The 13020-nt window shown below is 38.1% G+C and carries 15 protein-coding genes; 8 read left to right on the top strand and 7 right to left on the bottom strand.

The window, feature by feature from the left end; all coding sequences use genetic code 11:
- Window positions 1-86 precede the first annotated feature (86 nt).
- Window positions 87-542: a ribonuclease E inhibitor RraB gene (gene rraB, locus QE177_RS01485; RefSeq protein WP_280552187.1), complete on the bottom strand. Its 456-nt coding sequence runs from the start codon at window positions 540-542 to the stop codon at window positions 87-89.
- Between the two features lie 780 nt (window positions 543-1322).
- Between rraB and pyrB the strand changes: the two genes are divergently transcribed.
- The 5 genes from pyrB to nrdG all read left to right on the top strand — a co-directional run bounded on the left by pyrB (window position 1323) and on the right by nrdG (window position 6167).
- Window positions 1323-2258, top strand: a complete 936-nt coding sequence (gene pyrB, locus QE177_RS01480) for an aspartate carbamoyltransferase (protein ID WP_280550981.1) — start codon at window positions 1323-1325, stop codon at window positions 2256-2258.
- An 11-nt stretch (window positions 2259-2269) separates the two neighbouring features.
- Window positions 2270-2734: an aspartate carbamoyltransferase regulatory subunit gene (gene pyrI, locus QE177_RS01475; RefSeq protein ID WP_280550980.1), complete on the top strand. Its 465-nt coding sequence runs from the start codon at window positions 2270-2272 to the stop codon at window positions 2732-2734.
- Between the two features lie 96 nt (window positions 2735-2830).
- Entirely contained in the window at window positions 2831-3214 is a 384-nt protein-coding gene (locus tag QE177_RS01470) for a RidA family protein (RefSeq protein ID WP_280550979.1), read from the top strand.
- Between the two features lie 345 nt (window positions 3215-3559).
- On the top strand, window positions 3560-5698 hold the full coding sequence (nrdD, locus tag QE177_RS01465; RefSeq protein WP_280550978.1) for an anaerobic ribonucleoside-triphosphate reductase: 2139 nt from the start codon (window positions 3560-3562) through the stop codon (window positions 5696-5698).
- A gap of 4 nt (window positions 5699-5702) precedes the next feature.
- Entirely contained in the window at window positions 5703-6167 is a 465-nt protein-coding gene (gene nrdG, locus QE177_RS01460; RefSeq protein ID WP_280550977.1) for an anaerobic ribonucleoside-triphosphate reductase-activating protein, read from the top strand.
- On the opposite strand, the gene QE177_RS01455 is transcribed toward nrdG, so the two are convergent.
- Together QE177_RS01455 and QE177_RS01450 are read right to left on the bottom strand one after the other, a co-directional pair.
- On the bottom strand, window positions 6164-6604 hold the full coding sequence (locus tag QE177_RS01455) for a YhbP family protein (protein WP_280550975.1): 441 nt from the start codon (window positions 6602-6604) through the stop codon (window positions 6164-6166). The two genes, nrdG and QE177_RS01455, sit on opposite strands and share 4 nt — an antisense overlap.
- 109 nt (window positions 6605-6713) lie before the next feature.
- Window positions 6714-7004, bottom strand: coding sequence for a DUF1471 domain-containing protein (locus tag QE177_RS01450; RefSeq protein WP_280550974.1), 291 nt, complete (start codon window positions 7002-7004; stop codon window positions 6714-6716).
- A gap of 263 nt (window positions 7005-7267) precedes the next feature.
- On the opposite strand from QE177_RS01450, the gene QE177_RS01445 reads away from it, so the two are divergent.
- Window positions 7268-7573: a GIY-YIG nuclease family protein gene (locus QE177_RS01445; RefSeq protein ID WP_280550973.1), complete on the top strand. Its 306-nt coding sequence runs from the start codon at window positions 7268-7270 to the stop codon at window positions 7571-7573.
- On the opposite strand, the gene QE177_RS01440 is transcribed toward QE177_RS01445, so the two are convergent.
- Window positions 7550-8056, bottom strand: a complete 507-nt coding sequence (locus tag QE177_RS01440) for an N-acetyltransferase (RefSeq protein WP_280550972.1) — start codon at window positions 8054-8056, stop codon at window positions 7550-7552. The two genes, QE177_RS01445 and QE177_RS01440, sit on opposite strands and share 24 nt — an antisense overlap.
- Window positions 8050-8568, bottom strand: a complete 519-nt coding sequence (locus QE177_RS01435; RefSeq protein ID WP_280550971.1) for an SCP2 domain-containing protein — start codon at window positions 8566-8568, stop codon at window positions 8050-8052. Before QE177_RS01435 ends, QE177_RS01440 begins: the two co-directional genes overlap by 7 nt.
- Window positions 8569-8819: 251 nt before the next feature.
- Between QE177_RS01435 and QE177_RS01430 the strand changes: the two genes are divergently transcribed.
- On the top strand, window positions 8820-9815 hold the full coding sequence (locus tag QE177_RS01430) for a peptidase U32 family protein (protein ID WP_280550970.1): 996 nt from the start codon (window positions 8820-8822) through the stop codon (window positions 9813-9815).
- 14 nt (window positions 9816-9829) lie between these two features.
- Window positions 9830-10708, top strand: coding sequence for a U32 family peptidase (locus QE177_RS01425; RefSeq protein WP_280550969.1), 879 nt, complete (start codon window positions 9830-9832; stop codon window positions 10706-10708).
- Window positions 10709-10712: 4 nt separating this feature from the next.
- Here QE177_RS01425 and QE177_RS01420 read toward each other — a convergent pair whose 3' ends face one another.
- A complete protein-coding gene (locus QE177_RS01420; RefSeq protein ID WP_280552186.1) occupies window positions 10713-11873 on the bottom strand; it encodes an ABC transporter permease in 1161 nt (386 codons plus the stop codon).
- Window positions 11873-13015 carry an ABC transporter permease gene (locus tag QE177_RS01415; RefSeq protein WP_280550968.1) on the bottom strand — a complete coding sequence of 381 codons (1143 nt, stop codon included), beginning with the start codon at window positions 13013-13015 and terminating at the stop codon, window positions 11873-11875. The genes QE177_RS01420 and QE177_RS01415 overlap by 1 nt, the downstream gene beginning before the upstream one ends.
- Window positions 13016-13020 lie beyond the last annotated feature (5 nt).

Raw genomic sequence — 13020 nt, 5'->3', positions numbered from 1 at the left:
ACTTACTCTAACCAGTACTTACTCAGCTTAATCCGCTTTATCAACTGATTGATAATCCCTGTCCTTTCCATTCTAACAATTTGATTCTAATGTAATGCCTTAGGTTCAACGGGCTTTTCTTCTGCATCATCATAATTAGGGTCTTCAAAGAAAGTCCCCCAACCATCGTAGTTAATGCCAATTTTTTCCGTTAACATCATCAATTGCACAACTTGCTTATTAATTAATTCTGCATCAAGCGGACTATCCCGATAAACATCACAACACATCAATACCGTACCATCTTCAATTTCTAGCTCTTCAGCATCGTGCACTTCATAACCTAATTTAAATGCCACTATTGCCGCTTTTTCCAGTAATTTAAAATCTTTGGCCGAAAAGTGATGTTCTATTTCATACAGAGCATTCGGATCACTACCATCTTCCAATAATTCTTCAATGATTGAATGCGTTTCTGCTCGCTGCTCTGCGACTGCTTTTTTTTCTAGTAACAAATTTTCTGTGGAAATTTGCTGTTCTGTTAAGGCTTTTTTAAACGACATCAACTCTTCAGCTGAAAGGTAATGCTCTATTTCATAAAACACATTAGGATCACTGCTATCCGTCGCTACATTTTCAACATCCAAACGGGTATCTTCCTGCTGCTCTCCTAGTACTTTTTTATTAACCATGTCGCGCTCCCTCTGTATTAATATGACAGTAACTTTTGCATTCTCCCATAGCCAACGAAGGAGAGCTACTATTACAACAAAGAAATTTATATCCGGATTGATTTGGATTTTTTATGATCATGCTTTGAATATGACTTAAATCTAAAAAAATGAGGAAAATTACAGAGTTATGTTTAATCAATAGCAACCTGTTTATAATTATTTGCGTGAATATCTACAAAAAAAGGTTGATTAATAAAATTATTTCTGATTGGTAAATCACCAAAAAAAACCATCACCCAAATTATTTACAGCTAAGCATTATTGGCTAATTTTGCCAAAAAATGCCTCAATACGACTAGCAAAAATTATTTTGTTAGGCTGCAAAAAATTTCATCTGAATTCAATGCATTGTATTTTTAAAAAATTTTATCAATTTTTTTCCGCCATCACTTGCTATACTGACAGAGCGGCGTATAATGCGCCACAATTTTTGTGGGAGAAAAAATGCATAACCAATGCTTAAAAGAATCAATATATGCATTGCTGCCAATGGGCTATTTAGTTATTGCATTTCCTCCTCGACCAACCCTATTTATTCAAGCCCCTCAATGAGGGGCTTTTTTTTGGCATAACAATTAGATATGGCATAAAGAAAGGAGGAACAACACGATGGTTAATCCGTTGTATCTTCGAGACATAATCTCGATAAATGATTTAAAACGTGAAGATCTACTCGCTGTACTTGAAGTTGCTACATCACTAAAGCAACATCCCCAACCGGAGCTGCTAAAACATAAAGTGATTGCCAGTTGTTTCTTTGAAGCCTCCACCCGTACACGCCTTTCTTTCGAAACCGCTATTCACCGCTTAGGGGCTTCTGTGGTGGGGTTTTCCGATAGCAATAATACTTCGTTAGGAAAAAAAGGCGAAACCCTGGCAGATACAATATCGGTTATTAGCCAATATGTTGATGCCATTGTTATCCGCCATCCACAAGAAGGCGCATCACGTTTAGCAGCTCAGTTTGCAGGTAAAATACCGGTCATCAACGCCGGTGATGGCGCCAATCAACATCCTACACAGACGCTACTCGATCTGTTCACCATTCAAGAGAGCCAAGGCAGTTTAAATAATTTACATATTGCGATGGTTGGCGATCTGAAATATGGCCGAACCGTTCATTCATTAACCCAAGCATTATCGAAATTTGACAATAATCATTTCTATTTTATTGCGCCTGAAGCTTTAGCCATGCCAGCCCATATCCTACATCTGTTAGAAGAAAAAGGGATAACTTATAGCTTACATGACAGCATAGAAGCGGTATTACCAAAACTGGACATTCTGTATATAACACGAGTGCAAAAAGAGCGTTTAGATCCTTCAGAATATGCCAATGTTAAAGCCCAATTTATTTTAACCAGCCATGAATTAACCACCGCTAAACCTGGCATGAAAGTTTTACATCCTCTACCACGTATTGATGAAATTACTACTGATGTTGATAAAACATCTCATGCTTACTATTTTCAGCAAGCTGGTAATGGTATCTATGCACGACAAGCACTTTTAGCGTTGATACTAAACAAAACTATTAATTTCTGAGGCATTCTATTATGGCAAATAACCATAAATTACAAGTGGAAGCAATTAGCTGTGGCACTGTTATCGACCATATCCCTGCCCAAATGGGTTTTAAATTACTTTCGCTATTTAAATTAACGCAAACGGATCAACGTATTACTATAGGTTTAAATCTACCTTCTAATCACTTAGGTAAAAAAGATTTAATTAAAATTGAAAATACCTTTCTCACACCTGAACAAGCAAACGAACTGGCTATGTATGCCCCCCATGCCACCGTTAACTGTATTAAAGACTATAAAGTGGAAAAAAAGCTATTAATTAGCTTACCTGAACAAATTGATGCGGTTTTGATCTGCCCTAACAGTAATTGCATTAGCCATAATGAGCCCGTCAGTAGCAGTTTTAACGTTAAACAGCGGCATAATGAAGTCATTCTAACATGCAAATATTGTGAAAAAACCTTTGATCGACATGCGGTAATTAATAATATGTAATGCGGTATTATATAACACTCATTTATGTCGACCACTAAGTTAGTAGTGCTAGTAAATTGATGATTAACTTTTAGACTACAAGGTAAAGAACAACTTATGTCCTACGAAATTAAAACTGAAAACGCGCCAGCAGCTATCGGCCCTTATGTACAAGGTGTTGATCTTGGCAACATGATTATTACATCCGGCCAAATTCCTGTTGATCCAAAAACCGGTGAAATAGCTGACGACATTACTGCTCAAACAACACAGTCACTGGAAAACATTCAAGCTATTATAGAGAAAGCAGGTCTCAATGTAGCTAATATTGTTAAAACTACCGTTTTTGTTAAAGATCTGAATGATTTTGCGAGTGTAAATGCTACTTATGAAGCTTTTTTTAACAAACATAATGCGCCTTATCCTGCTCGTTCTTGCGTCGAAGTTGCTCGCTTACCAAAAGATGTTCGCATAGAAATTGAAGCGATAGCTATTCGCTAATAAATTTCACTCACTTTGGTTATGGCTAATGAAACCTAGTCAGCACCAGGGAGTTAACCATTTACTTAACGAAATCTTTATAGAAACTTTTTCTATAAAGATTTTTAAATAATTAGCTACTTAAACCTCGCTGTTGTTATTAACATTTAGCTAAAAAACAAACAACATCCAATTTCCTTGTTTTAGATCAAGAAAAGTCCTGCTAAATAAACGTTAGATACTATATATTGTGCTTTAATATATAGTAAAGCACTATATATAGAATTTATAGACAGGTTTATCCACAAATTAATGCTGCATCATTAACTGTGATTAAATTGTGGATAACTATTGGAGGAGCCTATTGTGAAAACAGTAGTTATTAAACGCGATGGTTGTCAGGTCGTTTTTGACAAAAATCGGATCAAAGAAGCCGTCATGCGTGCAGCCACTGCCACTGGGATTTGCGATGAACAATATTGTGCAGTTGTCGCCTCAGTCGTCGAACAACAATTAGGCAACCGCCAAACCGTTGATATTCATGAAATCCAAGATGCGGTTGAAAATCAACTGATGGCCGGTCGTTATAAAGATCTGGCCAGAAATTACATTGCATATCGCCATGAACGGGATATTGCCAGAGAACAACGTAGTCGCCTTAATCACGAAATTCGCGGCTTGATTGAGCAAAGTAATGTTTCGTTACTCAATGAGAATGCAAATAAAGACAGTAAGGTTATTCCAACTCAACGCGATTTATTAGCCGGCATTGTTGCTAAGCACTACGCTAAACAACATATTTTACCGCGTGATGTCGTTATGGCACACGAACGTGGTGAAATTCACTATCATGATCTTGATTACTCACCCTTTTTCCCAATGTTTAACTGTATGCTAATCGATTTGCAAGGGATGTTAACCAAAGGTTTTAAAATGGGTAATGCTGAAATTGAGCCACCTAAATCGATTTCAACCGCCACCGCCGTGACGGCACAAATTATTGCCCAAGTGGCCAGCCATATTTATGGTGGTACAACAATTAATCGTATCGATGAAGTACTAGCGCCATTTGTCCAGGCGAGCTATAAAAAACACTTAAAAATTGCCAAAGAATGGCAAATTGCCGATCAATTGGGCTACGCTGACAGCAGAACAGAAAAAGAGTGTTATGACGCTTTTCAATCACTAGAATATGAAGTCAACACACTGCACACCGCAAATGGTCAAACACCTTTTGTTACCTTTGGATTTGGCTTAGGAACCTCAAAAGAGTCGCGATTAATCCAAAAATCGATCTTAGAAAATCGTTTAGCTGGACTAGGTAAAAATCGTAAAACCGCGGTATTTCCAAAATTAGTTTTTGCTATCCGTAAGGGGATCAATCACCAATATGGCGATCCAAATTACGATATTAAACAACTAGCACTAGAATGTGCCAGCAAACGGATGTACCCAGATATTCTTAACTATGATCAGGTGGTCAATGTCACAGGCTCCTTCAAAACTCCGATGGGTTGTCGCAGTTTTTTAGGCGTTTATGAAGAGCAAGGCCAAGCTATCCATGAAGGACGTAATAATCTCGGTGTGATCAGTATTAACTTGCCTCGGATAGCCATTGAGGCTAAAGGTAACGAACAACAATTTTATCAAATCCTAGATAGCAGATTGGCAATTAGCAAAAAAGCGCTGATGACGCGTATCGCCAGACTAGAGAATGTCAAAGCGCGTGTCGCCCCTATTCTCTATATGGAGGGTGCCTGTGGCGTTCGTTTACAAGCGGAAGACAATATTGCTGAAATATTTAAACGTGGTCGTGCATCGATTTCTTTAGGTTATATCGGTCTGCATGAAACAATCAATGCACTTTATGGCACACAAAAACATGTTTTTGATGATGAAGCTCTGCGGCAAAAAGCCTATCAGATCATTAAACAGCTGCGTGCAGCAACAGATCGTTGGAAAGCTGAGACTGGCTATGGATTTAGCTTATATAGTACACCCAGTGAGAATTTATGTGACCGATTTTGTCGCTTAGATGTGGCTGAATTTGGTTTAATCGAGGGTGTTACTGATAAAGGATACTATACCAATAGTTTTCATCTGGATGTTGAAAAACAGGTCAATCCTTACGATAAAATTGACTTTGAAGCACCTTACCCAGCGTTAGCTAATGGTGGTTTTATCTGCTACGGTGAATATCCAAACTTACAACATAACTTAAAAGCATTAGAAGATGTCTGGGATTACAGCTATCATCATATTCCCTATTATGGTACCAATACCCCGATTGACGAGTGCTATGAATGTGGATTTACGGGTGAATTTGCCTGTACTAGTAAAGGGTTTGTCTGCCCATCTTGCGATAATCATGATCCAACCCGCGTTTCGGTTATTCGCCGTGTTTGTGGTTATCTTGGTAGCCCCGATGCCAGACCATTCAATAGCGGTAAACAAGAAGAAGTTAAACGACGCGTTAAACACTTAAAAAATGGTCAACTTGGATAACATTATGAACTATCATCGATATTACCCGGTTGATGTGGTTAATGGCCCAGGAACACGTTGTACGTTATTTGTCGCGGGTTGTCTCCATCAATGTAAAGGTTGTTACAATAAAAGCACCTGGAAAATTGACTCTGGTAAACCGTTTACCCAAGCAGTAGAAGATCAAATTATTACTGATCTGCAAGACCAGAGGATCGTTCGTCAGGGGTTTTCCCTCTCTGGCGGCGACCCACTGCATCCACAAAATATAGCAGCAGTTTTACAGCTGGTTAAACGCATCAAACTTGAATGCCCAGATAAAGATATTTGGCTGTGGACCGGTTATACCCTTGACCAATTAACCGCTAATCAACGCGCCGTCGTTAACTATCTTGATGTATTAGTCGATGGTAAATTCATTCAAGCGCTTCATGAACCCAATCTATTATGGCGAGGTAGTCATAATCAAGTGATCCATAAATTAGGTTAACTATCACGATGCCAAATCAGTTTAGTGCCAAAACCTAACTTATTATTGACCATTTTGATCTGTTGTAAAGATAATTGCCAGATAGGGATACTGGCCGCCATAGCGACCGGAAATCGCCGATTATAATCTTGCCTGGCTTGCTGTTCTTGTTTGCCAGTTAGGGAATGGACTTTACCAATAAATTGTATCCCTTGAATGTTGGCTACGGTTTTGCTTTGACAACAAATAGTTCCGGCTACAATTGGGTTTTTAAGCATTAACTCACCATGACGAGTAGTCGTTTCGGTCAGAAAATATAACGACATCGTTTGGGCTTTGAAGATATAAAAACAGATAGCAGGCCAACTATCTGATTGAAAAGAGGTGAATAGCGAAAAAACATGCTGACGTGAAAGGTATTGTTGCATAATAGTCAATGATGGTTGATCAGCAAACATAGTGGATAATATATCTCCTTAAGTAAAAACACGCTGAAAAATAATTCTTCAGCGTGTTTTTATCAAAAAATCAAAGCTGCCATCATCATCCGATAACTTATACTACCAATTATCTATAAACTGGCGCAGTAACTTGACTGTTACCATAGATTCTAGCATTAGCTTGTACTTTATTTTGTGTATAAGCTACAAAGGTAACATGATAACTATTTGCCCCTCTTTTGGTAGCTTCTTCAGCTAACTGTTCAACGGCACTAGTAGGTGTTTCTCCGGTAACAACAGATACAGTTCCCATTGGCTGTTGAGCAGGGAATTCTACTACTTCTTTTGCCTGATCAGCCATTGCACCAAATGACAACGCACCTAAAACCAAAATTAAAGCAGCTGGTAATTTTTTCATCATAAACTCCTTAATTGATTATTATCATTCAGAAATATTATTGGTTATTCCTGTGATATAGATCATAGTATAGGCACTAGTTAAAATTTTGGATTAGTTTTTTTTGTTGCTGTCTTTCAAAAAAAATGAATAACATATAAAAATAATTGTTTTAACTTGGTTAAAATAGCGTTTACACGCCTTATTAGGGTACATTATCACGACAAAATAGGTAGAGAATCTTTCTATTAACTTAACTAAAAATCTAATTGAATCAATCCGATATGACGAAAAAGCCTTGGTCAGTTTATCTGATCAGAAATGGACAAAATGCGCTTTATACTGGCATCAGCACCGATATCGCGCGCCGCTTGCAACAACATCATTTAGGCAAAGGGGCTAAAGCGTTAAGAGGTAAAGCGCCTCTTTTGTTAGTATACCAATGCCAGTTAGCCAGCCATTCAGACGCATTGTCCTTAGAATATCAAATAAAACAATTGTCCAAAGTACAAAAAGAGCAACTTGTCGCAGACCAACCTTTAGATCTGGTTGGCTATCTTGCTAAATTAGCAATCATCAAAATAAGATGAAAAATTAACTAGCCCTGCATAATCGGCTAAATTACCATTCTCTAACGCATAAACTTGAAAATAGGCTTCCATTCCAGACCATTTACATGTAAGTCCATGCTCCTTAGCCAGTGTAAAACCAAAACGACGGTAATAGTTCGGATCACCAACCACCACTACCGCTTTATAACCAAATTCGTTTAGACTATCTAATCCGTCATAAACCAATTTTGCTCCGATACCTTGTCGCTGATAAGCGCTATTAACAGCTAATGGCGCTAATCCCACCCATTGACACTCCTTATCACCATTGACATCAACTAAGGTAAAGCCGATATAACCAATAATTTGTCCTTTATCATCAGTAGCCACCATTTCCAATACAAATAAACCGTCCTGACGCAATTTTTGCACCAAATCAGCCTCAGCCCCGGTGGGAAATGATTGGCGTAATAATTGATCAATGCCTGGCGCATCAACCGGAATTTCAACGCGAATTAGCATGATAATGCACGCTCTTTATAATCAATACTTTCATTTTGTACTAGTTTAATCAAATCAGCTAATTGCAATAAACCAAAGCGTAAAATTGCAGGCATTGTCTCTAATTCAAAGGCATCTAACAGATTCTTTACATACAGACCAAGCTCTGTATCGCCTTCTATGTGTAAGCGACGTTGGAAAAATAAGGTATCAGGATCTTCTTTCCGCGCTGCAATTAAAACTAAATCATTCGCCCCACTGCAAAAACTAACATCTGCTTGTTGATTTTTACTAACAATGATTTTACCTGCCTGCAAGCTAATGTACCAAACAAGTTGCACATCAAGTACTTCAACTTTTAGCCATTTATTGTGCAAAAAATCCAGTTCACCATCGTTTAATGCCTGCTGAAATTGCCAGCTGAGTAATTGCTCCAGAATTTGACGCTCTATGATAAAAGGCGTAACTTTTAATGGTAAACGCATCAATTTAGGTCCTTGTTGGATAATCTGCTGACGAATTTTCTTTAACACGATCCAAATTCCTCTTACACTTTTATGATATATTTTTAAGCATTAATGATAATAATCCATTCTGCCAAATTATTAATTAATATCTTTGAATCCACATCAAAATTTAACCAACAATCAATTAATCCCATTCAATTTTATGCTCCATCTAGCAAAATCAATTCACAAAAGAAAGTAATCTGGTTTAAGTCAAAACAGCAATATTACACCTTGACTACAATCGATAGACATCTAACTATACGCTAGGATCACCTATGGAATTATTATGTCCTGCAGGCAATCTACCTGCCTTAAAAATAGCTGTCGATAATGGCGCTGATGCGGTCTATATTGGTTTTAAAGACGATACTAATGCACGTCATTTTGCTGGTTTAAATTTTAGCGAAAAAAAATTAGTTGAAGCAGTCAAATATGCTCATGATCATGCTTGCAAATTACATGTTGCTATCAATACTTTTGCTCACCCGAATGGTTTTAATCGCTGGCTATCCGCCGTTGATATGGCAGCGGAAATCGGTGTTGATGCCTTAATCCAGGCTGATCTGGCTATCTTAGAATATGCTGCTAATAAATATCCCCATATTGAACGTCATGTTTCGGTTCAAGCTTCAGTGACAAATATTGCGGCGATTCAATTTTATCACCGTAATTTCGCTGTCCAACGAATCGTTCTTCCTCGTGTTCTGTCTTTACATCAAGTCAAACAATTAGCCAAAATTAGCCCTGTCGCATTGGAAGTTTTTGCTTTCGGCAGCCTTTGTATCATGGCAGAAGGACGCTGTTATCTTTCTTCTTACCTGACAGGAGAATCACCAAATACCGTAGGCGCTTGTTCACCAGCCCGATTTGTACGCTGGCAACAAACCGACCAAGGTATGGAGTCACGCTTAAATAATATTTTAATCGATTGCTATTCAAATAATGAAAATGCAAGTTACCCGACTCTTTGTAAAGGAAGATACTGTATCAATCGAAAAAAATTTCATGTTTTAGAAGAGCCTACCAGCCTAAATACGCTGGAATTGTTACCAGAATTAATGCTGGCAGATATTGCCGCTGTCAAAATTGAAGGCCGCCAACGAAGCCCAACTTATGTTGGCGATGTGACCCATATCTGGCGACAAGCTATTGATCATTGCAAAAATGATCCTAAAAAATTCATCACCAATCAAAACTGGATGAATGTATTGGAAAATCTCTCCGAAGGTCAACAGACCACCTTAGGAGCTTATCATCGTAAATGGCAGTAAGATAAGGCAAAAAAATGAAATATTCCTTAGGTTCGGTACTTTATTATTGGTCAAAAGAAACATTAATTCAGTTTTATCAACATGCGATTAATAGTAGCGCAGATATTATTTATCTCGGTGAAACGGTGTGTAGTAAACGTCGGGAAATGCAAGTAGCTGACTGGCTTGAACTGGCAAAAGAAATAACTTTACATGGTAAACAAGTGGTAATCTCTAGCTTGTCTTTATTGCAAAGCGCGGCCGAACTTAGACAAATCGCTAAATTGGTCGACAATGGTGAATTTTTAGTGGAAGCGCACGATTTCGGTGTGGTTAATCAGCTTATTGAGCAAAAAATACCCTTTATGGCAGGATATGGACTCAATTGCTACAATGCTTATGCATTACGACTACTCTATCGCCAAGGCATGATACGCTGGTGTTTACCGCTTGAACTTTCTCGTGATTGGTTACAAGATCTGCTTTATCAATGTGAACAGCTAGGATTTCGCCACAAGTTTGAAGTCGAAGTATTTGGCTATGGGCATTTACCACTGGCACTATCAGCTCGCTGCTTTACTGCCCGCTCAGAAAATCGCCATAAAGATAACTGTGAGACTTGTTGCGAAAAATATCCCCAGGGCAGAAAAGTCTTTTCACAGGAAAATCAGTTACTCTTTACCCTTAATGGCATTCAGACGCAAAGTGGCTACTGTTATAATCTAGGCAATGAACAAACTTCAATGGCCGGATTAGTCGATATTGTCCGCATCTCTGCCGAAAATCTAGATTCACTCACCATTTTGGAACAATTTAGAGCCAATCAACAAGGTGAGTATCCACTAACATTAACTAATGATTTAAATTGCAACGGTTATTGGCGACGTGCAGCCGGTTTATCGCTTATACCATAAAAAATTAAGAACGTTTTTTTCTTTTCAATAGATAACGCACATGGTGGCTGAACTGGCGCAGTTCACCACTACGTAGCATATTGATCAATATGCCCAGCAATGCATAAATTGTGCCTAACATTAGCATCATCACGATATCAATACCCACGTCAGATAAACTTAAATCAAGTTGATTAATACCCGCTATCGCTTTTATTGCCCAGGTTGATGGTAAAGAATAAGCCACCATTCTTACCCAATCGGGCATTGCTTGTAATGGCCAAATGGCGCCTGAAATATAAAATACCGGCGTGGTTAGAAAAGCCAGTGTCAGATAAATCATTTCAACACTACGTAAAAATTCGGTAACAAACTTACCTAATGCCAAAACAGCCAATAAGAACGGTAAAGTGACGATCAAAAGCTGATAAAGTGGCGCTTCTTGTCGGTAACCTAATACCCAAGGCCAGAGCGCAAAAAAAATAGCCGACAAGAATAACCAAATAGGCAGCAACGCTGACCATGCACCTAGATAAACAGCAGTAGAGACTTTGCCGTTTGCCATTTTGTGAACGTCAATATAGGCTTTCACACAAGCGACTAATAGTGAGTGTTGTAATAACATGACCAATAAACCTGGAAAAACAATCGCAGCGAAACTCGGGCCTGGATTGAATAAAGGGTCTGTTATTCCTTTAATAGGTGTTAATAATGTACTAGCCTGTTGATCAGTAAATCCTGCATTTCTAAGCCGTTGAGTATTATATTCGTTTAATAACTGAAGATAAGCGGAGGAAATTTCTTGCTGTATTTGCCCACTGGCAAGTCGGTTAGTACCATCACCATAAACCGGTACGGTAATATTTTTACCATTTAGTAAACTTTTTTCAAAATCGATAGGGATAAGAATAATGGCAAACAATTTTCGTTCACGCATATCAGCCCTTGCGCTGGCCAAATTATCATAACTGTGTAATTTTATTTTCGGTATCGTATCCAATCGATCCATGAGTAAACGGCTAGCAGAACTATGATCTTGATTAATAATCGCTACCGGCAAACCCCACAATACTGGCCGAATGTAAACCAAACTCATTATTGATAATGAAACCAACAACAATAACCACATAGGCTTTGCCAACATGCCAAGTAATACCCGATAAAAAGTTATCAAATATTGTTTTATCAAAATGCCTCCTGCATTCTTAACCTTGTTAACAGGCGATTACGGATCAAAAGGGCACAAATAGCAGGATAAAGTAACAATATTAAACAGACTTGTATGACACGTAGCAAAGAAACTTCTCGCAGAAAAATATCAAACATCACATTTAATGCATGGGTAAGCGGTTGAATATTTGCCACGATCTGTGCCGGCCAAGCCATTGCCATTATTGGCATCGCAAAACCGGAAAAAGCCAGTGCAATACTGACTAACATTCCGATCAAACTATAAGCTGTAAAAATACTCTTGGTAAAAACAAACAGCAGCATACCAATACTTTGAGCAGCCGTTACATAAAAAAAGCCCACCAAAAAAAGGTAAAATGGGTTACCTGCAACCCTCGCGTCAAAGAAAAAAGAGAGTGCAGCAATTTCAATTAATAATAATGTGGTAAAAAACAGCGTATAAGGCGCCAGTTTGCCTAATAATGCACTGATAAATGTTTTGTTGGTTAATAATGCTGTTCCACGCGACATAACATAGATAGTACAAGTGATAACAAACAGTTGTAACATATGAATGGTAGCGGCAAATTGCTGATAATAGATATAGTTTCCACTAGGGTTAAACAAACTATCATAAGACAGGCTAACTCTAGCCAAGGGAGGTATGTTGCGCCCCATCGATGAAGCTAATATCGGACGGTATTGTGCATTCAATTCTGCAATTACCCCGCTAAAATCTTGAATAGCATAACTACCAGAGGCATAAAATAAGGCATTGTAATACATTCTGACTGTCGGTTGCCGACCCGTAAGAACATCCTTTTCAAAATGATAAGGAATATAGAGCAAAGCATAATCTTTAGCGCTGCCTAAACCTAATAACGAAGTATTAAGTGTGCCATCAATCGCTTTAATATCAGCATGTGGCGCTGCATTTAAATTACGAATTAACTTTTTTGACAGTAGACTATGATCATGATCAACGACTGAAACAGGAAGATTTAACAAGGTTCCTTCAGAAAAGTTAGCGCTTACTAATATAAATAGCAGTAATGGGAATATCCAACTTAGCCAATGTAGGATCGGGCTACGAATAGCAATCTGGATTTCTTGATTAAAAGCAAACCTAAAATTAGGCCATATCGCTTTTATGGTCATAAAAA

The organism is Arsenophonus sp. aPb, from assembly GCF_029873475.1.
Lineage (GTDB): Bacteria > Pseudomonadota > Gammaproteobacteria > Enterobacterales > Enterobacteriaceae > Arsenophonus.
This window is presented reverse-complemented; position numbering and strand designations above follow the sequence as displayed.

Coding starts and splice junctions, on each gene's coding strand:
- rraB (WP_280552187.1), bottom strand. CDS start 542: ATGTCGTTTAAAAAAGCCTTAACAGAACAGCAAATTTCCACAGAAAAT.
- pyrB (WP_280550981.1), top strand. CDS start 1,323: ATGGTTAATCCGTTGTATCTTCGAGACATAATCTCGATAAATGATTTA.
- pyrI (WP_280550980.1), top strand. CDS start 2,270: ATGGCAAATAACCATAAATTACAAGTGGAAGCAATTAGCTGTGGCACT.
- QE177_RS01470 (WP_280550979.1), top strand. CDS start 2,831: ATGTCCTACGAAATTAAAACTGAAAACGCGCCAGCAGCTATCGGCCCT.
- nrdG (WP_280550977.1), top strand. CDS start 5,703: ATGAACTATCATCGATATTACCCGGTTGATGTGGTTAATGGCCCAGGA.
- QE177_RS01455 (WP_280550975.1), bottom strand. CDS start 6,604: ATGTTTGCTGATCAACCATCATTGACTATTATGCAACAATACCTTTCA.
- QE177_RS01450 (WP_280550974.1), bottom strand. CDS start 7,004: ATGAAAAAATTACCAGCTGCTTTAATTTTGGTTTTAGGTGCGTTGTCA.
- QE177_RS01445 (WP_280550973.1), top strand. CDS start 7,268: ATGACGAAAAAGCCTTGGTCAGTTTATCTGATCAGAAATGGACAAAAT.
- QE177_RS01440 (WP_280550972.1), bottom strand. CDS start 8,056: ATGCTAATTCGCGTTGAAATTCCGGTTGATGCGCCAGGCATTGATCAA.
- QE177_RS01430 (WP_280550970.1), top strand. CDS start 8,820: ATGGAATTATTATGTCCTGCAGGCAATCTACCTGCCTTAAAAATAGCT.
- QE177_RS01425 (WP_280550969.1), top strand. CDS start 9,830: ATGAAATATTCCTTAGGTTCGGTACTTTATTATTGGTCAAAAGAAACA.
- QE177_RS01415 (WP_280550968.1), bottom strand. CDS start 13,015: ATGACCATAAAAGCGATATGGCCTAATTTTAGGTTTGCTTTTAATCAA.